The organism is Deltaproteobacteria bacterium, from assembly GCA_019308925.1.
In the GTDB taxonomy this organism is placed as follows: Bacteria; Desulfobacterota; B13-G15; order B13-G15; family RBG-16-54-18; genus JAFDHG01.
The window spans coordinates 1-19336 of sequence record JAFDHG010000047.1 but is presented as its reverse complement, the minus strand read 5'-3'; the positions used below and the strand labels follow the sequence as shown (position 1 = coordinate 19336).

The following is a 19336-nucleotide window of genomic DNA, read 5'->3' as shown; positions in this document are numbered from 1 at the left end:
TTAACAGGAGCTTTTGTGTTCTTGAAATAAACAAATATTCCCAAAGTGAAGCTAGTTATAGCTGTTATTAAATTGGCCGTTGAGATACCGCTTAGCATATTCTTTGTCTCGGTGAAATTTTCCTCTTAATACTTTTTAATTATAATTACAGCATTTCTTGAGCCAAAACCAACACTGTTGGACAAAACTGCACTTACCTTAGCTTTTATGCCTTTGTTCGGGACATAATTTAGATCGCAATCGGGATCTGGCGTTTCATAATTGATAGTGGGGTGTATAAATTTATTTTCTATGGTTAAGGCCGATGCCACGGCCTCGATAGCCCCTGCCCCTCCTATGCTATGTCCTGTCATTGATTTAGTAGCATTAATTGGTGTCCTATAAGCATGACGGCCAAATATTTTCTTAAAAGCAAGCGTTTCTATCTTATCGTTTAATGGGGTTGAAGTGCCATGTGCATTTATATAATCAATTTCCTCAGCATCTACATTCGCATCTTGTAAAGCTAATCTTATTGCATCTACAATTCCCTCTCCGTCATCAGAAGGCCTAGTCATATGAAAAGCATCAGAGGTTGCACCAAATCCTGCTAGCTCACCATATATATGGGCATTTCTTTTCAGTGCATGCTCAAGTTCCTCTAATACAACCACTCCAGCACCCTCGCTCATCACAAAGCCATCACGGTTTCTATCAAAAGGCCGACTTGCCTTCTGAGGATAGTTATTTCCTCTGGATAGGGCGCCTATTCTACAAAAAGAACCGAATGTCAATGGTGCTAAAGGGGCTTCAGCACCACCAGCTATTGCAGCGTCTACTACATCATTCCTGATTAGAGTTAAAGCATATCCAATAGCATCTGTTCCTGAAACGCAACCCGCGGATATCGTGTAGCAAGGTCCTTTAATTCCTAACTCAATAGAAGCATGGGAAGAAGCCTCTCCGCAGTAGAGTCTAAGAGCTAATAATGGGTCTGTCCTATTTAGGCCTTTTTCCATAAAAACTTCATGTTGAAATTCGGCATGAGGCAAGCCACCTAGCGAACTGCCCATTACAATTCCAATTTTTTTATTATTCCCTCTATTGATGGTTAATTGAGAATCCTCTATCGCCATCCGAGCAGCAGCCACGGTAAATTGTACAAATCTATCCATTCTCCTGGCACTTTTGGGGCTCATATAGTCTGTGGGGTCAAAATTATTAATTTCCCCAGCGACCTGAGAGGGGTAAGAGGAAGCATCAAACCTGGTTACCTTTTGGATACCAGATTTTCCTTCTTTTAATGCGTTCCAAAAGGCTTCCTTGCCAATCCCATTTGGTGCTATTACCCCCAGGCCAGTGATTACTACTCTTCTCTTCTTCACCTTAAAGTCTCCTCCAACGACTGCCTTTATAAGCTTTAAAAGTTAAACGTCATCTACTGCATCCTTCTATTCACACTTTCAATTAATTCCCTTTAAAACCTCAAAGTCAGCAGAGAGCTTTAAAAGTTTACCAATTTATACAATAAATATTAAAGTGTTTTTAAAAAAATTTGTCAAGTATTCGAATTGCCTCATTTTAAAAAAGTATGTGAAAATTGGCTATCTTCTATTTTTTCACTTTTCTTTTTTCCTCCCTTTGTCTATATTTTACCTGTTCAGTTGTTAGCTAAATATATCATCATTGGGTGGTTTAAGCTTCGTTTTTTTACATTTCTAATTCCGGTGCCACTGATTTGATCCAGCCGATCGCATTTTTTATTGGAGGAGGCATGACCGAGAAAGGAAAAGGGCTTCACTGCCCCAAATGTGGTACCTTGGTAAAGGAATACCACAATCCCTTTCCCACCGTGGATATTATCATCGAACAGGGAGAGGGGATTGTTCTGATCCTGCGTCGAAACGAACCTCGTCAATGGGCCCTGCCTGGGGGATATTGCGATTATGGGGAGAGCTTGGAGGAGGCAGCAATAAGGGAGGCCAGGGAAGAGACCAATCTTGAAGTAGAGCTACTGGGGCAGTTTCATACCTACTCTGACCCCCAGCGTGACCCCAGGCAGCACAATATCACCACTGTTTATATCGCCAGGGCCAAGGGAGGGACCCTCCAAGCCCAGGATGACGCCCAGGGGATAGGGATCTTTTCCGAGGAGGAAGTTCCCTCTGAGCTCGCCTTTGACCACTCCCAGATATTGAGAGACTACTTCATTTATAAAAAGACGGGGGCACGCAGGGTCCTCTAATCTAACCTCGCTAGGACCTCCCTTATCCTCTTTACCCCTTCTTGGATGACCTCAAGGGAGATGGGATAGGAGAGGCGCAGATACCCCTCTGCCCCAAAGTCCACCCCGGGCACCACCGCCACCAAGGCCTCATCCAGGAGATAACCGGTCAGTTGAGAAGAGTCTTCGATCCTTTTCCCTTTAAAGCTCCTGCCGAGATAGGCCCCTATGTTGGGGAAGACATAGAAGGCCCCCAGCGGTTTGTAGCAGGAGATGCCTTCTATGGAGGTGATTGCCTTCCAGATGAGGTCCCTTCGTCTTTGATACTCCTGCGCCATGACCTGGATCTCTTCTTGGTTTCCCAGCAATGAAGCCAAGGCCCCTTTTTGGGCAAAGGAGGTGGGGTTAGAGGTGCTCTGGCTCTGGATCCGGGTCATGGCCCCGATGACCTTGGGCGGTCCCGCAGCATACCCGATCCTCCACCCGGTCATGGAGTAGGTCTTGGAGGCCCCGTTGACGAGGATGGTGATCTCCTTTACCTCCTCACTAATAGAGGCGATGCTAACGTGTTCAAAGCCATCATAGACGATCTTCTCGTAGATCTCATCGGAGATGATACAGATATTGTGCCGCAAGGCCACCTCGGCCAACCCCTCCAGTTCACGGCGGGTATAAGCACTACCAGTGGGGTTAGAGGGGGAGTTGATGATCACCGCCCTGGTCTTGGGGGTTGTCGCCTCCTCCAAGGCCTCAGGGGCCAGCTTGAATCCTTCTTCTTCAGAGGTGGATATGATTACCGGTCTCCCCCCTGCCAACATGACTATAGGAGGATAGGAGACCCAATAGGGGGCGGGGATGATCACCTCATCCCCTTTATCTAAGATGGCTTGGGCAAGGTTGTAAAGGGAGTGTTTTCCCCCACATGAGACCAATATTTGCTCCTTTTGATACGTTACCTTATTTTCCCTTAGGAGCTTTTCTACAATGGCCTCCTTCAGCTCATCTATTCCACCCACCGGGGTATATTTGGTGAAACCTTCCTGCAAGGCCTTGATGGCTGCGTCCTTGATGTGTTGGGGGGTGTCGAAATCAGGTTCCCCAGCTCCGAAGCTTATTACGTCGATCCCCTGGGCGCGCATGGCCTTGGCTTTGGCCGTGATGGCCAAGGTAGGGGAAGGCTTAACCTTTTGGGCCCTCTGGGATAGCTTCATCGATTTCACCTCCTAAGTAATCGTCCATGACGGTTACCCTCACTCTTGAGAATAAAGATACCTTGCTCCAAACTTCGGCCTCCCGTTGAGGGGGGAAACCCCCTCAAACTCCCCCAAACGGGGTTTCCTATTTTTTAGGGGTTTCAGGGGGCCTTACCCCCTGAAGTAAGGTCCGAAAGAACCTCCAAGGTTCATCACCCTTTTAAAGCCGATTTACGTAGAAAAAGTATTTTCTAGGTAACATACTTTCCCCTCTGGTGCAAGGACATAAATCTCCCCTCCCCTATTGCTTATTTCCCTTGAAAGACATATAATTAATAGCCAAATTGGCGAAGGAACGGCGATGGACAAGGAGATATAAGGGGGTTAGAAGAGGTCTTCAGAGACCTTCAACTCTTCAACGCTAAAGGGGATGGGAGATGATCACAAAGGAGATAGAGGTCAAGACCAAATCGAGGATGGAGCTGGTCGATATCACGCCCCAAGTGGAGGGGGTAATTGAGGAATCAGGGATATCAGAGGGGATCTGCTCTCTCTATGTACCACATACTACGGCAGCAGTGACCATCAATGAGAATGCTGACCCCAGCGTAAAGGCCGATATCATAGCCAAGTTGAACCAACTTGTCCCGGCTGGGGATCGTTACCATCACTTGGAGGGGAATGCCGATGCCCACATCAAGGCGACCCTAGTAGGGCCCTCAGAGACCCTCTTGGTGAGGGGAGGACGGCTGTCGTTGGGGACCTGGCAGGGGGTGTTCTTCTGCGAGTTTGACGGTCCCCGCCGCAGGAAGGTATTGGTGAGGGTGATGTGATCTCAATTTTACCATTGGGTCGGTAAAATTGAGAGGGTTCAAGGGGTCAAGGATTCCAGTGGTCAAGTGAAATGCTCAAAAATTATAAGGAGTTGAAAGTTTGGCAGAAGGCGTATCAGCTTTGTATCAATCTCTATAAAATTACGAAAGGTTTCCCTAAAGAAGAGAGATATGGATTGACATCACAGATCAGGAGGGCTGCTGTATCTGTTCCATCAAACATAGCAGAGGGGTATGGCAGGAAGACGACACAGGAGTATATGCAATCATTATATATAGCGTATGGTTCTAATTGTGAGTTAGAGACCCAGATTATGTTATCGAGTGATTTAGGCTATATTAAACCGGATGATTTCAGGGCTCTTCAGAAAAACATAGGGGAGGGTGAGAGGATGCTCAAGGCACTCATTCGATCTTTAGAGAACAAACACTTGAACCCTTGAATCCTCGAATCCTTGGATCCTTTTGGTTAAAGAGCCTTTGATCTTTGCTTCCATCTTGACAGAGGAGAATGGATGAAAAGATTATATCTGGTTACAGGGGGTGCTGGTTTTATCGGGTCCCATATTGTGGAGGAATTAGTCAGGAGGGGGGAGCGGGTCAGAACCATCGACAACCTATCTACAGGCAAGAGGGAGAACCTTCAACACGTAATGGAAGAAATAGAGTTTATGGAGGGAGACCTCAGAGACCTGAATGCGGCCGTGAAGGCGGTAGAGGGGGCCGATTTTGTCATGCATCAGGCAGCCGTCCCTTCCGTCCCCAGGTCTATCAAGGACCCCAAAGGGATTACCGAACATAACGTCAATGGTACCCTGCACCTGCTCATAGCTGCCCGCAATGCCGACGTGAAGAGGGTAATCTACGCCTCCTCTTCCTCGGTCTACGGTAACTCCCCCCTCCTTCCGAAGGTGGAGGATTTTCTCCCCTCCCCTCTCTCCCCCTATGCTGCATCCAAGCTTGCTGGTGAATATTACTGCCAGGTCTTTTATCAGGTCTATGGCCTGGAGACGATCTGCCTACGCTATTTTAACTGCTTCGGCTCCAGGCAAGACCCCCTCTCTCCATACGCCGCCGTGATTCCCAAATTTATCACTCTGGCCTTAGAAAAAAGACCCCTGGTTGTATACGGGGATGGTGAGCAGACAAGGGATTTCTCTTTCGTAGACAATATAGTTCAGGCCAACCTCCTGGCGTGTGAGGCCGAGGGGGTGGCAGGGGAGACGATAAACGTGGGGTGTGGGGAGAGGATATCCATCAATCAATTGGTGGAGGAGTTGAAAAAGATCATCGATCCAGATCTGAATATCGAATACACCTCTCCACGTCCAGGAGATGTGGAACACTCTCTGGCCAGCATAGAAAAGGCGAGGGAGTTCTTAGGATATGAACCGGGGGTTCCTTTTTCAGAAGGGTTGCGCAGGAGTGTGGCTTGGTTCAAGGCCTCTCGACAGAATTGTTGAGGGGAAAATCCAAAAGGATTTTTCCCTCAACGGCGACCTCAGGTCGCCAAGGATAAAAAAAGAGTTACTTCTTATAATTAATACTGGGGAGTTTGAGGGGCCACCCTCAATGGGGGGTCGAAATTAGGGAGAGTAATTCTTTCTCTTAAGAGATGTGAGCGAGGTTATAGAATGCTGGAGGTGAAGAACATCCTCACCGTTGATGTAGAGGAGTGTTTTCACAGAAACGATCTCCCCCTCTCCAAGAAGCAGAGGGAGTTGTTGGGGGGGAGGGTAGGGGAGCAGACAGAGCGACTTGTTTCCCTGTTGAGGGCCTATGGTCAGAGGGGGACCTTTTTCGTCCTTGGGGAGGTTGCTGAAGGATACTCTCACCTGGTGAGGAGGTTAGTAGAGGAGGGATTCGAACTGGGCCTCCATGGATATCATCACCGCCTCGTTTACGAGCAGAAAAGGGAAGAATTCCGTCGCGAGATCCAGGAGGCGAAGGTCCTGCTGGAGGAGATCGGAGGGAAAGAGATCGTCGGTTTTAGGGCCCCCTCATGGTCCATTACCCGAAGGTCTCTTTGGGCGCTGAGGATATTGGCCGATATAGGATTTAAGTATGACTCCAGTATCCTACCTGCCAGGGCCTATCTGGGGGGTATCTCCCGGTCCAATCCACGGATACATAGGAGGGAAGATGCCGAGATCATAGAGGTACCGCCATCTATCATAAGGATAGGGTGCCTCCGCCTTCCCTTCTCTGGAGGGTTGTATCTCAGGGTATTGCCTTATAATTTGATACGATATTGTATTAAAAATATGAACAAAAAGGGCCTCCCCGCCGTTATCTACCTCCATCCTTGGGAGCTAGATCCAGAGCTCCCGCGGTTAGGATTGAACTGGAAGGGGAGGTTTGCCCTCTATCATAATCTGGATAAAGTAGAGGCCAAGGTGGAAGGATTGCTGAGGGAATTTTCCTTTGCCCCTGTTCAGGAGGTGTTGGGAGATGCGGGTTTTTTTCGTGGACCTTAAGGGCCAGTATAAAGATATCAAGATGTACCCCGAATTGAGCCAGGAGGAGGTCAAAGAACTGGTAGGGGAGATAAAGGGGTTTTTGGGTTGATGGGGGTATATCTGTCCTTTATCTTGGTGAATTGGAACACCAAAGGGCTCACCTTGGAGGCCCTGCGTTCCATCTTTAATACCGTCAACGGTTATGAATTTGAGGTCGTGGTGGTGGACAATGGTTCGGAAGATGGAAGCCCTGAGGCAATAAGGGAGGTCTTTCCTCAGGCCCAACTCATTCTCAACAGCGAGAACTACGGCTTCGCCCGGGCCACCAATCAGGCCCTGGCCAAAACAGCGGGGAGATATGTCTTTCTGCTGAACAGCGATGCCAGACTAAAGGAAGGGGCAGTCCAGGCCATGGTCACCTTTATGGAGGATAACCCCGATGTGGGCATAGCAGGGGGGCAACTGGTCAACGCGGATGGCTCAAGGCAGAATTCCATTGCCTCCTTTCCTTCCTTGGCCACGGAGCTGCTAAACAAACGCCTGCTACGTACCCTCTTCCCCCGGAGGTACCCGGGCAAAGAGAGAGATTATCCCTCCCCCATAGATGTGGATTCCCTGGTGGGTGCCTGTATAATTGTCCGCCGCAAAGCCATAGAGGAAGTAGGGGGATTAGATGAGGGATATTTTTTCTTTATGGAGGAGACCGATTGGTGTTTTCGGATGAGAGACAAGGGTTGGCGGGTTTGTTTCGTGCCTCAAGCCCAGATCCTCCATCTGCAGGGGGTCAGCGCCGCAATGGTCAAGACGGAGGCCAAGATAGAGTTCTATCGCTCACGGTATCTATTTTTCACCAAATATAAGGGAAGGGTTAGACTGGTCTTCTTAAAGATGGGATTGATGCTGCGCCTCTTGGGAGAGGTTCTGGCCAATTCCCTCTTGCTCGGCAAGAGGGGGTATAGGAAGAGGTGGAGGACGTGCTGCCGACTCTTGCTCTGGCACCTCAAATTCTGTCCATATTATGAGGGCCTGAAAGGGGTGAAACATGTTAAGACAGCTCACCAGAAAGATTAACATAAGTAGGCTATTGCAGAGGTTTAGAAGGACCGCCCTCCTGGTGGTGGGTGATATCGTTATCGATGAATTTATCTGGGGAAAGGTCTCCAGGGTCTCCCCTGAGGCCCCAGTACCTGTGGTGGCTGTCACCAATGATACCCTCCTGCTGGGGGGGGCGGCCAATGTGGTGAACAATGTACATAGCTTGGGTGGGCGGGTCTTGTTGACCGGGGTCATTGGGGGCGATAGGATGGGGGAGAAGATGAAGGGGCTTTTGGTCGAACAGGGGATAGACACAGGAGGGATTGTGGTGGAGGTGGGAAGGCCTACGACAGTCAAGACGAGGATTATTGCCCATAGCCAGCAGGTAGTCCGCTTTGACCGTGAGAGTCTGGAGCCCATCCCCAAGCAAAGCCAGGAAAGGCTCTTCAATTATATAGATGCGCACTGGGACAAAGTCGACGGGGTCATTATCTCAGACTATGGCAAAGGGGTGATCACTCCAGGCCTGATGGATTTTATCATGGACAAAAGGAGGGCCGATGAGAAATTGGTGGCTGTGGACCCCAAGATGAATAATTTTGAACTCTATAAAGGTAAAGGGGTGACGGTCTTGACCCCCAACATTAAAGAGGCTGAGGTGGCTGCAGGCAAGGAGATAAGGGATGAGGACTCCCTAGAGGAGGTGGGAAGGTACTTATTGGAGAAGTTCGTCAGCCAGGCGGTCCTCATCACCAGGGGAGAGGAGGGGATGGTCCTCTTTGAGCGAAGGGGAAAGATTACCAGGGTCCCCACTGTGGCCAAGGAGGTCTATGACGTAACAGGAGCAGGGGACACGGTGGTCAGTACCCTGACCTTGGCCCTAGCTGCAGGGAGTGATTTTCCACAGGCAGCGGTCTTGGCCAACTACGCCGCCGGGATAGTGGTGGGCAAGGTGGGTACAGCTATTGTGACCCCGGAGGAGTTGGGGAAGGCTGTTACCGAGTATGTGATCCACCCCTAAAGGCCTCCCATAGGAACCGCAACTCTTTATTCCTCAGAAGATAGGAAAAGAGGAAGAAAAGAACAATTCCTGCAATTATTCCGCCACCCAACAGCGGTATCTTCGCTGCATAACCCCCGCTTTCCCTCCATGTATATCCTCTCTCAGTCAGAAGAACCACCAGGGACATAGGGATGATGGCCAGGGCTATCTTGAGCATGGAGGAGGTGAGCTCTCTCCAGCGCAGCCCAGAGGTCTTGCGGTGGAAGAAATAGGCCAGAAATGCCACATTTAAGATGGCGGCCAGCGAATTGGCCAGGGCCAAACCCGCATGTCGCAAAGGGTGCATCAGGACTACTCCCAGCAGGAAGTTGGCCACCAGGGCCATTATGGCCACCTTGACCGGGGTCTTGGCATCCTCTAGGGCGTAAAAGGCCCGAGACAGGACAGTTATCCCCCCAAAGGCCCAGATGCTGAGGGAATAGAAGAGCAAGGCCTTGGCCGACATGATGGTGCTGTGGTAGGTAAAGGCCCCGTGTTGAAAGATGAGGTTGAGGATGGGGACCCGGAGGATGATTAACCCCACCATGGCGGGTACGGTGATGAACAGGATCATCCTCAAGGAGAAGTTCACTCCCTCATTGAGTTCCTCAATCCTCCCTTCAGCCACCAGGCGCGAGAAGCTGGGCAGGACTGCTACCCCGAGGGCGATAGCGAAAAGCCCCAGGGGGAACTCGAAGATCCTGTCGGCATAATAGAGATAGGAGATGCTCCCCTGCGGGAGGAATGAGGCCAGGAAGCGGTTTACCACCTGGTTAAACTGAAAGGCCGCGATCCCTATCATCATAGGGGCCATCATTAGGGCGATGCGTCGCAAGGCTGGGTGGCACAGGTCGAAGTTTATCTTAAAGGTTATCCCCTTGGCGCGCAAAAAGGGGAGTTGGAGAAGGAATTGGGCCAACCCTCCAAGGAATACCCCCAGGGCCAAGGTGAGCACAGGGGGGTTGATTCTGGGGGCCAGAAGGAGGACACTGACAATGATTGAAATGTTGAGCAGACAGGGGGCCAGGGCAGGGGCAGCAAAGTGGCGATGGGAGTTCAGGACCCCCATAGCCAATGCCACCAAGCCGATAAAGAAGAGATAGGGGAAGCATATGCGGGTCAGCAGGATGGTGAGCCTTATCAGAGAAGGGTCCTTCCATCCGAAGGCCTGCAACTTGATGATCCAGGGGGTCAGGACAATCCCCATGATGGTCAATATAAGTAGGAGGGAGGTGACGACGGTGGTGGTGATATGGACGACCCGCTGGGACTCTTGGGGCTGATGGGTCAAGTATTCTGTATAGACGGGGACAAATGAGACCGTGAGGGTTCCCTCCCCGAGGAGCCTCCTCAGCAAGTTGGGTATGGTAAAGGCGATGAAAAAGGCATCGGTGGCCATGCCGGCACCGAAATAGCCGGAGATGACCATGTCTCGTATCAACCCCAGGACCCTACTCATAAAGGTGGCAGAACTAACCACCCCTGTAGCCCTGACGATCTCCTTTTTCTCCTGCACAGTCCTTCCCCTTGTAAGATATTGAGGACCTTGCTCCACGTTGATCTAACACATTTTACCGTGAAAATACCTTTTCACGGTAAATTGATAACATAAAAGTTCCTTTAACCTCAAGGTTTTTGAAAGCCCCACTTCAGGGGGCTTCGCCCCCTGAAACCCCGACGACCTTCAGGTCATCTCATTAAGGAGGCTGTGCCCCCCGAAACCCCGAAAGATATTCTCCTTGTTGGGGGTCTGGGGGCTTTGCCCCCAGAGAGACGTGCCAAAAGCACGCTGCATTTTCATGGGCGGGGGTGAGGGCAAACCCTTGTGAGGGTTTGGTAGCAGCATGTTTTACAAAAATAAAGTTGACGTGGAAAGGATTTCGCCACAAAATATCCTTGACAGGTCTCAATAGGGGTTACCTCCCCTTATAAATTGTGGTATCGCCGTGGAGAGGAAAAGAAATCATTAGAGACTTGCAGATTTCATTACTAATGATATAATTTATTTATGGATCTTCTCCTACCCTCATGAGGGTTTAATAGAAAAGACATAGATAGTTAGGTCTAAAAATGGCGGGGGAAGTAGAAGGATCTAATAAAAGGCTGAAGGAGTTTTTTGATTGGGCCACGAGGAGGAGTTTTTGGGACTTGAACATCAAGGACAAGAGGGTGACGGATTATATCTCCTCTCTACTCACCAATTTCGCCCGGACGGAGAATCTTTATAGGATAAGGGATCAAAGGGGGAGGAGATTAGAGACCGTAGTCGAGATGCTCCTGGAGGCCCATGAAGTTGCCCACACCGGTTCTGGCCTGTTAAGGGAGAGAGAGATCAGGAGACAGGTGGGTGACTATGTCCTCTTTATGACCGGGATGTTCAAAGAGTATACCAACAGACTGTCCATAACATCTTATTATCTGCAAGAGGGGGCGAGGGCCTACTGGTTGGTAAGCGAGCTTGATCAAGCCCTTTATCATCCAGAGGCCATCATTTTTAGGGAACTGTCCAACAGATTCGAGTTTTATGTGGGGGGTCTTAACTATCTGCGAACCCTTTTCTTCAAAGACAGGGGGGATGATCCTTTTGAAGGATTTTCCAAACAATTGAGGAGATTAGTATAGGGATTCAAAAAATTACGAAAAATTAAATTTTAAAAAGGGGGTAAGGGCAAATGCCCACTTATGAGTTTTACTGTCCCAAATGTAAAGAAGATATATCTTTGATCCTTAGCTTAAAGGAGTATGAAGATAAAGAGTATAAGTGCCCTAACTGTGGAGAAAAAAAGCTAAAACAACTGGTTACCCGCTTCATTACCAAAACCTCCAGAAAGAGTTAGTTCCCCCCTTATTTTTTTCCGCAGTTGAAATGTCTTATCCCTTATGTTAGGCTTTTGAGGACAAGATGAAAGATCTGTTGTGAAAGAGTTATTGACTATTTACCATAGGTTATTACATTTTTTTGGGGAGCAAGGGTGGTGGCCTGCAGAAACCTCTTTTGAAGTGATAGTGGGGGCCGTTTTGACCCAAAATACGGCCTGGAAAAACGTGGAGCGGGCCATTGAAAACCTGAAGAGAGAAGGGGTACTGACGCCTCAGGGCTTGATCCAGGTAGAAGAGTCGAGATTAGCAGAACTTATACGGCCAGCTGGCTATTATAATGTCAAGGCAAGGCGGCTGAAAAATTTCATGGACTTCTTACACAGGGAATATGGAAGAGATTTAAAGGGGATGTTTAGCGAGTCCCTTGCCACACTCAGGGAGAAGATCCTCAAGGTAAAGGGGATAGGCCTTGAGACAGCAGACAGTATTCTCCTCTACGCAGGAGAAAAGCCGATCTTTGTGGTTGATGCCTATACCAAAAGGATTTTATACCGACATGGGATTGTCACCGATGGGGTATCCTATCAGGACATCCAGGATCTTTTCATGAGTAGCCTTCCACGGGATATATCCCTATATAAAGAATATCATGCCCTTTTAGTGAAATTAGCGAAGACTTTCTGTAAGACCAAACCCCATTGTACTGGTTGTCCCTTGGAGGAAGGATGGCTTATCTCAAGGGGGAAATAAGAAAACTGGTGGGGAAGGCGATCCACCAATATCGTCTTATCGAAGATGGTGACAGGATATTGGTGGCCGTTTCGGGGGGAAAGGACAGTCTGGTGATGTTAAAACTCCTGCATGAGCGAAGATATAGAGTACCCATAAATTATGAGCTTAAGGTGGTAACTGTCGATCTTGGATATGAAGGTGGCAATTTGGAGTTGTTAGAAGGGTATATGAAGGGTCTTAGGTGCGATTATTTCCTCAAAAAGACCCAAATAGGACCATTGGCCCATAGCCCCCTTAATCATGAAAATCCCTGTTTCCTCTGTGCGAGGTTAAGACGTAAGGTCATCTTTGAAACCGCTAAGGAAGTGGGTTGTAATAAAGTGGCCTTGGGGCATAATAGGGATGACATTATAGAGACCTTCCTGTTAAATGTCTTTTACTGTGGGGAGATAAGCACCATGGTTCCCCATCAGGTCCTCTTTGGGGGCAAACTGTCCATAATTAGGCCTTTGTCTCTGGTCGAGGAGGGTAAGATCCGGGCCTATGCCAAACTTCATGATTTCCCCGACTTACATGATGGTTGCCCCACGAGAGGTTCGACCCGCAGAAGGGAGATCAAATTCCTTTTGGGGGAGCTGGATAGGATGGACAGGAGGATAAAGAGGAATATATTTCGGGCCCTCAGTAATGTCAAGGGTGAATATCTATTAGCGTGAAAATATTTCACGGTAAATTGAACTTTTATAAGTTATGTGGGTTCTTATGCGTTTGTGGCCTTACTTCAGGGGGCAAGCCCCCTGAAACCCCTCGAGAAGAAAGGGTTCTAGGGTTCAAGGATTCAAGTGGTTTTCCCTTTGCTAAAATCCTAGACCCCTCGAATCCTAGAATCCTGTATTTTACGTGGGCAGGGATGAAGGGGAAACCCTCATGAGGGTTTGGTTATGGAGCCCCTAATTAAGCTAATTTTTATAATATTGGTCTCCTTTTTTATGCTCAACTGTTCTTCTCAAGGGGCTGATGGGGACTTTTATCTAGCCGCTCGTCAGAAGATGGTAAAGGAGGACATCCAAAAGAGGGGAATAGATGATCCGAGACTTCTGGAGGCCATGTTAAAGGTAAAAAGACACCTCTTCGTCCCCGAGGATTACCGTCATCTGGCCTATGAAGATCGCCCCCTGCCCATCGGAGAGGGACAAACCATATCCCAACCTTATATTGTGGCCATGATGACCTATCATCTGCACATTAAATCTGAGGATAAGGTCTTGGAGATAGGTACTGGTTCAGGATACCAGGCCGCCGTCTTGGCTGAGTTGGCTAAGGAGGTTTATTCCATCGAAATCATCGAAAAGCTAGCTCAAAAGGCGCAAAAGAGCCTGAAGAAATTGGGGTACAGAAATGTTTGGGTAAAGTGTGGCGATGGTTTTTTTGGCTGGAAGGCGCATGCACCCTATGATGCCATTATCGTTACCTGTGCTGCACCAAAGGTCCCCAAACACTTGGTTGAGCAACTTAAAGAAGGGGGCAGGATGATCTTACCCTTGGGAGATGATCCCTTTTACCAATCCCTTACTTTGTTAACCAAAAGGGAGGGAAGGATTGAGAAGAAACGGATCACGGGTGTAGTATTCGTCCCGATGACGGGGGAGATAGAGAGGGAGAAGAGGTAATGGCCCAGAAGAGAGTTAAGATATGTGTTGTCGATGGCCAAGGTGGGGGGATAGGCAGTACCATTGTAAAGAGGCTTAAAGAGGTATTTCAGGAGCGGGTAGAGATCATTGCGTTGGGGACCAATTCTAACGCCACGGCGGCGATGATGAAGGCCCGGGCCAATCGTGGGGCCACTGGAGAAAATGCCATCGTGTGGATGGCCCCTCAGGCCGATTACATCATTGGCCCCATGAGTATAGTTATGGCCAATTCAATGATGGGTGAGTTGACTCCTAAGATGGCTGAAGCCATTTCTTCCAATCATGCCTACAAGATCTTACTCCCCCTCTCTCAGGAGAGGGTATCCATTGTGGGGGTGACCCATCAACCCCTGCCCCATTTGGTAGAAGATCTTGTCTCGAAAGAGTTGAAGGAGGTCATCGATGTGTGAGGCAAATGTATATTTGGACAAAGATGGAAAGGAGGAACTTTTTTTAGAGGCGGTATACCTCATAGAACCTGAAGGAGGGATGTGGCGTTTAGAAAGCATCTTTGGCGAGCAAAAGGTCCTTAAGGCCACCTTTAAACTGTTGGCCCTCTCCGAGGACAAAATTGTGTTAAAGGAGGTTGGCGGAGGTTGAGAGGAGAAAATCTTAAGACGATAGAGGAACGGGTACCCCCTGAAGAAACAGAGCAGGATTTTGGAAGGTTTAAGGTTGAGCTTAGAAGGGCAAGGGAGAGGTGCAATAGGTTAGAGACCCTCGCCAAGTTAAGTGGTATCCTCAATTCCTCCCTTGAGTTTGAATATGTGAAGAGAAGGGCCACAGAGGCTGCAGCAGAACTTCTAAACTGTGAAACGAGCTCCCTCCTGTTAAAAGATGAAGAAGGGCAGCTTTATTTCGAGGTGGCTTTGGGAGAAAAAGGCAAGATCGTGAAGCGGTTTCAGCTAAAAATGGGGGAGGGAATTGCGGGGTGGGTGGCAATGTATGGCAAACCACTCATTGTCCCCGAGGCAAGGGAGGACCCCCGTTTTTTCAAGGAGGTGGATGAGGCCGCCGATTTCGTCACCCATAACCTCATCTGTGTCCCCTTAAGGACCAAAAAAGAGATAGCAGGGGTAATTCAAGGGATAAACAAGAGGGAGGGTGAATTCACCCAAGATGATCTAGAGCTCTTTCAATCCCTAGCAGATCAGATCGCCATTGCCCTGGACAATGCTAGATTGTATGAGGAATTGGATGAGATGTCCCTGCAACTTGTGAAGGCACTATCAGAGGCCATTGAGAAGAGGGACAGTTATACCGGAGGACACACCCAGAGGGTCCTGAAGGTCTGTATGGCGATGTCAGAGTACCTGCAATTGCGCCCCGAGGGAAAGAGGCAGCTTATGTTAGCGGCTATATTGCATGACATAGGGAAGGTGGGGATCAGAGATCAAATCCTTAACAAGGATGAGGAGTTGACAGCGGAGGAATTTGACATAGTGAAGGAACACCCCCATTTAGGGGCAGAGATATTGGGGCATATAAGACAACTGAGGCCCATTATACCGGGGATAAAATACCATCACGAGTACTATGACGGTTCTGGATATCCAGAAGGGCTGAAAGGTGAGGAGATCCCCTTTATCGCCAGGATCATCGCTGTAGCCGACACCTTCGATGCCATGATCACTGATCGATCTTACCAAAAGGGTATGAGCAAAGAGAAAGCTGGTGAGGAGATAAAAAGGAACGCAGGGACCCAATTTGACCCTCAAGTGGTAGAAGCCTTTGTCAAGGCTCTGGAAAAAGGTGATTTTTGATCTTTAAGGCCTTTTTATTGTTTTGCGCCTCGTTGTCTCTATGAGCGATCTGCAACCCTTCATCTTCGATCTTTTCGAAACCGGCAACTACACCCCTTTGGGATTGCATCAGAGAACCTTCATCGGTCTTCGTTAGTGTTATAGGTCTATTGTTCACGTATTCTTCTTTCCAGACCTTATCTGCTAATTGACTCCATCTATTGGCGTATGCATCCATCAATTCCTTCTTTTCAGTATAGATTTCCTCTGCCCCAGGGTGGGTGAACTCCGGTTTTGTTTCCGCAATGAGTTCTCGCATGACATGGGGGTTATCGATGATCATACAGGGGCGCAGATGATTTTCATTATGGGGCTGCCGGGCACGTACCGCCTGAAAGAGCTTACTGTTAAGGGCCTCGGCTAAAGTAGTATGGCGTATGTTGTCCACGGCGATGTGGGTGTAGACACAGGGCTCCACATCACCCTTGGCGTTTACATGGAAATAGCGCCTTCCTCCAGCAATACATCCCTGGACATAGGGGCCGTCATTCCAGAAGTCGAGGACGAAGATGGGTTTGGTATTTCTGGTAGCGATCACCTGCTTGCGCAGGAGGTCTCTCTGCTCTGGCGTCACCATGAGAGAGAGGTCCGCTTGGCCATTGACCGGGATGTAGAGGAAGTACATCTGGGCGATGGAACCATGGTCAATCATTTTATCGATGAACTCAAAGGAAGAGACTACCTCTACATTTTCGCTGGTTACTGTAGCTGAAGTTCCGATGAGGACTTGGGCATTCCTAAGATGTTCGAAGGCCTCCATGATCTTTTTGTAAACACCTTTGCCACGCCACCTGTCGGTTTCCTCCTCATCCCCCTCAATACTTATCACCACCGCCAGGTTTCCCAAATCAGCAAACCTTTGGGCCTTCTCTTTGGTCATCAATGTCCCATTGGTATAGATCTGAAAGAAGATGTCCGGATGCCCCTCGATCATGTCAAAGAGGTGGGGATAGAGGAGCGGTTCTCCCCCCAAAATGGTCACAAAATATATCCCCAGCTCCTCACACTCATGGAGGATCCTGTCTACCAAATCAAATTCTAGTTCAGGTTTTAATCCATATCCCAGGGTATAGCACCCCTTGCACCGCAAATTGCACCTCATAGTGGGGCTCAGGATCATGATAAAGGGAGGTCGGTAACCATGTTCCCTTTCAAAGGCACCTCGCTTTTTCCCGCCGAAGAACCAGCAGTTGTTAAAGAGGGTATAGAATAACTTCACCTGATTTTCATATCTCAGATAATTTAGAACCCGATAGACGAGATCCTTGGCAGGATGTCCATTTTGGAGGAAAAACCTGATCTTTTGGATGGATTTTTTAACTTCCGGATCGAAGCTGAGCTTTTCCCCCAAATAGGTCATTTGAACCAAGCGACTGTCAGACACCTTTCCAAGCAGAGATATGATCTTCTTAATGATTTGTTGCGTTGCATAATCTTTAATTTCTTGCACTACCTCCATCTTTCTCCCCCTTTCTCAGGTGAGAAAAATTTGGCGCAAACTTTCATCACCCTTATATAAATTATATAATTACAAAACGCTTTTTGTCAACGAGAATCAGGCCCCTTTCTGTTATAATTTAAAATATTGTTTTATTAATATTAGTACAAGAATCAGCTAGATTAAAAATATTCGAGAAAAATTGGTTTATCAACTTGACGTAAAGAGAACAATATTTTATATTTATAGCAGATTTTTAGAGGAGGGAGAGGATGGCTAAAAGAGAAAAATCGAGTTATATCATCAAGTCTGTGGCAAATGCCTTGGATCTCTTGGAGGAGTTCAGCGCAGATGTGAGGGAATTAGGGGTTACAGAGTTGAGCAGGAGACTAAGGTTACATAAAAACAATGTCTTTCGCCTGCTTGCCACCTTAGAACTCAGGGGGTACATAGAACAAAATAGGGAGACAGAAAACTATCGTCTGGGGCTTAAAAGTCTTGAGTTGGGGCAGACATACCTGCGACAGATAGGTCTGGTGAGGCAGGCAAGACCCATTCTCGAAGAACTGGCCAAGAACTGCGATGAAAACGCTGGATTGGGAATAATTCGCCAGAACTCTATGGTCTATCTGGATGTAGTGGAGACAGAGCAAACAGTTCGGGTAGCATCGAGAATTGGATGGAGGCTTCCCGTTTATTGTTCGGCCATCGGCAAGGCCCAAATAGCCTTTAAATCTGAGTCCGAAATAGAAAAGATCATCTCTTGGGGTGATATGAAGAAGTTTACTGAGAATACAATAACGGGAAGGGAAAAATTTCTCCAGCATATAAAGGAGATTAGAGAGAAGGGATACGCTGTGGACAATGAGGAATATGAACGGGGGGTAAAATGTGTGGGTGTACCCGTTTGGGATTATACGCAGAATGTGGTGGCCGGGATATCGGTTGCTGGCCCAGCCTTTCGCCTTACGAAAGAGGTCTTGGAGAAGAAGATCATCCCCGCAATCCTGGAAGCTGGCAGAGAGATATCAAAGAGGCTGGGTTATGAGACATAGGCCCTTGGAAAAGGAGGGGAGGTGAGACTTCTGCAGACCAACCCGATTATCTTTGCCTTAGATGTAGGGACCTGGGATGAGGCCAAACGGTTCGTGGAGGAGCTGAAGGAATGGGTGTGGGGTTTCAAGATAGGAAAAGAACTCTTTACTTGGATGGGACCCAAAGTTGTAGAGATGGTTCAGGAGAAGGGGGGAAAGGTCTTTCTCGACTTAAAATATCATGATATCCCTGCGACAGTGGCCAGGGCATCTGCTATGGCGACCCGGTTACGTGTCGCCATGTTTAACCTCCATACCTTGGGGGGCGTGGAGATGATGCGCATGGCAGTGGAGGCCTCCCATGAGCTGGCCCAAAAGGAGGGTCTGCCGTCTCCAAAGATATTGGGGGTTACCGTTTTAACCAGCCTGCGGGCAGTTGATCTCCGAGAGCTGGGTATTGCGAGATCTTTAGAGGAAGAGGTTGTCCAGCTAGCCAAGCTGGCCCAAAGGGTTGGGCTGGATGGGGTGATCGCTTCCCCTCAGGAGATAAGGCCTCTGCGGGAGGTCTGCGGTGAGGATATCATTATCGTTACCCCGGGTGTGAGACCGCAGAAAAGTCTGCGACACGATCAGGCTAGGGTGATGACCCCTAAGGAGGCGGTGAAGGCAGGAGCCGATTATCTGGTAATCGGCCGTCCAATTAGAGATGCGGCCGATCCCTTGGAGGCAACCAAAGAGATCCTTAAGGAGATCAGATCAGGGACTTAAACCTCTCCAAGTCCTCAGGGGTGTCGATGCTTATTGAGGGGGCAGAGGCAATTACTGTCTTGATCTTATAACCATTTTCCAACACCCTGAGCTGTTCCAGACCCTCTTGCTCTTCCAGAGGACTGGGAGGTAAGGCGGTTATCTTCAGGAGAAAATCCCTCCGAAAGGCGTAAAGGCCTATATGTTGCCAGTAACCTTTTAACTTCTTTTTATCCAATTTTTTTAAGAGCTTGGGTCCTTTTAGAGGGCCATTGTTTCCCTTCTGGTGAAACTCCTTGGGATAGGG

The 19336-nt window shown here is 48.5% G+C and carries 22 protein-coding genes; 17 read left to right on the top strand and 5 right to left on the bottom strand.

The window, feature by feature from the left end:
* Positions 1-125: 125 nt before the first annotated feature.
* Positions 126-1364, bottom strand: a complete 1239-nt coding sequence (gene fabF, locus JRI46_08755) for a beta-ketoacyl-ACP synthase II (protein MBW2039670.1) — start codon at positions 1362-1364, stop codon at positions 126-128.
* Positions 1365-1753: 389 nt separating this feature from the next.
* On the opposite strand from fabF, the gene JRI46_08750 reads away from it, so the two are divergent.
* Positions 1754-2224, top strand: a complete 471-nt coding sequence (locus JRI46_08750) for an NUDIX hydrolase (protein MBW2039669.1) — start codon at positions 1754-1756, stop codon at positions 2222-2224.
* Here JRI46_08750 and JRI46_08745 read toward each other — a convergent pair.
* Positions 2221-3414: a pyridoxal phosphate-dependent aminotransferase gene (locus JRI46_08745; protein ID MBW2039668.1), complete on the bottom strand. Its 1194-nt coding sequence runs from the start codon at positions 3412-3414 to the stop codon at positions 2221-2223. The genes JRI46_08750 and JRI46_08745 overlap by 4 nt on opposite strands.
* Before the next feature lie 419 nt (positions 3415-3833).
* Here JRI46_08745 and JRI46_08740 point away from each other — a divergent pair, with 419 nt between their 5' ends.
* The 6 genes from JRI46_08740 (at position 3834) to rfaE1 (ending at position 8744) form a co-directional block, all read left to right on the top strand.
* Complete coding sequence (locus tag JRI46_08740) at positions 3834-4229, top strand: YjbQ family protein (protein ID MBW2039667.1); 396 nt, start codon at positions 3834-3836, stop codon at positions 4227-4229.
* A 71-nt stretch (positions 4230-4300) separates the two neighbouring features.
* On the top strand, positions 4301-4672 hold the full coding sequence (locus JRI46_08735) for a four helix bundle protein (GenBank protein ID MBW2039666.1): 372 nt from the start codon (positions 4301-4303) through the stop codon (positions 4670-4672).
* A gap of 72 nt (positions 4673-4744) precedes the next feature.
* Complete coding sequence (locus JRI46_08730) at positions 4745-5692, top strand: SDR family oxidoreductase (protein ID MBW2039665.1); 948 nt, start codon at positions 4745-4747, stop codon at positions 5690-5692.
* A 171-nt stretch (positions 5693-5863) separates the two neighbouring features.
* Positions 5864-6706 carry a DUF3473 domain-containing protein gene (locus tag JRI46_08725; GenBank protein MBW2039664.1) on the top strand — a complete coding sequence of 281 codons (843 nt, stop codon included), beginning with the start codon at positions 5864-5866 and terminating at the stop codon, positions 6704-6706.
* A gap of 90 nt (positions 6707-6796) precedes the next feature.
* Positions 6797-7759 carry a glycosyltransferase family 2 protein gene (locus tag JRI46_08720; protein MBW2039663.1) on the top strand — a complete coding sequence of 321 codons (963 nt, stop codon included), beginning with the start codon at positions 6797-6799 and terminating at the stop codon, positions 7757-7759.
* On the top strand, positions 7731-8744 hold the full coding sequence (gene rfaE1 / locus JRI46_08715) for a D-glycero-beta-D-manno-heptose-7-phosphate kinase (protein MBW2039662.1): 1014 nt from the start codon (positions 7731-7733) through the stop codon (positions 8742-8744). The genes JRI46_08720 and rfaE1 overlap by 29 nt, the downstream gene beginning before the upstream one ends.
* Here the strand turns inward: rfaE1 and murJ are convergent.
* A complete protein-coding gene (murJ, locus tag JRI46_08710) occupies positions 8719-10281 on the bottom strand; it encodes a murein biosynthesis integral membrane protein MurJ (GenBank protein MBW2039661.1) in 1563 nt (520 codons plus the stop codon). The genes rfaE1 and murJ overlap by 26 nt on opposite strands.
* Before the next feature lie 632 nt (positions 10282-10913).
* Between murJ and JRI46_08705 the strand changes: the two genes are divergently transcribed.
* The 8 genes from JRI46_08705 to JRI46_08670 all read left to right on the top strand — a co-directional run bounded on the left by JRI46_08705 (position 10914) and on the right by JRI46_08670 (position 15771).
* Complete coding sequence (locus JRI46_08705) at positions 10914-11387, top strand: hypothetical protein (GenBank protein MBW2039660.1); 474 nt, start codon at positions 10914-10916, stop codon at positions 11385-11387.
* Between the two features lie 50 nt (positions 11388-11437).
* Entirely contained in the window at positions 11438-11602 is a 165-nt protein-coding gene (locus JRI46_08700; GenBank protein MBW2039659.1) for a zinc ribbon domain-containing protein, read from the top strand.
* Between the two features lie 79 nt (positions 11603-11681).
* Positions 11682-12335 carry an endonuclease III domain-containing protein gene (locus JRI46_08695; protein MBW2039658.1) on the top strand — a complete coding sequence of 218 codons (654 nt, stop codon included), beginning with the start codon at positions 11682-11684 and terminating at the stop codon, positions 12333-12335.
* Entirely contained in the window at positions 12311-13033 is a 723-nt protein-coding gene (locus JRI46_08690) for a tRNA 2-thiocytidine(32) synthetase TtcA (GenBank protein MBW2039657.1), read from the top strand. Before JRI46_08695 ends, JRI46_08690 begins: the two co-directional genes overlap by 25 nt.
* 225 nt (positions 13034-13258) lie before the next feature.
* Positions 13259-13987: a protein-L-isoaspartate(D-aspartate) O-methyltransferase gene (locus JRI46_08685; GenBank protein ID MBW2039656.1), complete on the top strand. Its 729-nt coding sequence runs from the start codon at positions 13259-13261 to the stop codon at positions 13985-13987.
* Positions 13987-14418: a DUF3842 family protein gene (locus JRI46_08680; protein ID MBW2039655.1), complete on the top strand. Its 432-nt coding sequence runs from the start codon at positions 13987-13989 to the stop codon at positions 14416-14418. The genes JRI46_08685 and JRI46_08680 overlap by 1 nt, the downstream gene beginning before the upstream one ends.
* Positions 14411-14608, top strand: a complete 198-nt coding sequence (locus tag JRI46_08675; GenBank protein ID MBW2039654.1) for a CooT family nickel-binding protein — start codon at positions 14411-14413, stop codon at positions 14606-14608. The genes JRI46_08680 and JRI46_08675 overlap by 8 nt, the downstream gene beginning before the upstream one ends.
* A 20-nt stretch (positions 14609-14628) precedes the next feature.
* Positions 14629-15771, top strand: a complete 1143-nt coding sequence (locus JRI46_08670; GenBank protein ID MBW2039653.1) for a GAF domain-containing protein — start codon at positions 14629-14631, stop codon at positions 15769-15771.
* On the opposite strand, the gene JRI46_08665 is transcribed toward JRI46_08670, so the two are convergent.
* Positions 15743-17269, bottom strand: coding sequence for a radical SAM protein (locus tag JRI46_08665; protein ID MBW2039652.1), 1527 nt, complete (start codon positions 17267-17269; stop codon positions 15743-15745). The two genes, JRI46_08670 and JRI46_08665, sit on opposite strands and share 29 nt — an antisense overlap.
* A 251-nt stretch (positions 17270-17520) precedes the next feature.
* Between JRI46_08665 and JRI46_08660 the strand changes: the two genes are divergently transcribed.
* A complete protein-coding gene (locus JRI46_08660; GenBank protein ID MBW2039651.1) occupies positions 17521-18303 on the top strand; it encodes an IclR family transcriptional regulator in 783 nt (260 codons plus the stop codon).
* A gap of 21 nt (positions 18304-18324) precedes the next feature.
* Entirely contained in the window at positions 18325-19050 is a 726-nt protein-coding gene (gene pyrF, locus JRI46_08655; protein MBW2039650.1) for an orotidine-5'-phosphate decarboxylase, read from the top strand.
* On the opposite strand, the gene JRI46_08650 is transcribed toward pyrF, so the two are convergent.
* On the bottom strand, positions 19034-19336 hold a 303-nt coding region (locus tag JRI46_08650), incomplete at its 5' end, for a hypothetical protein (protein ID MBW2039649.1). The genes pyrF and JRI46_08650 overlap by 17 nt on opposite strands.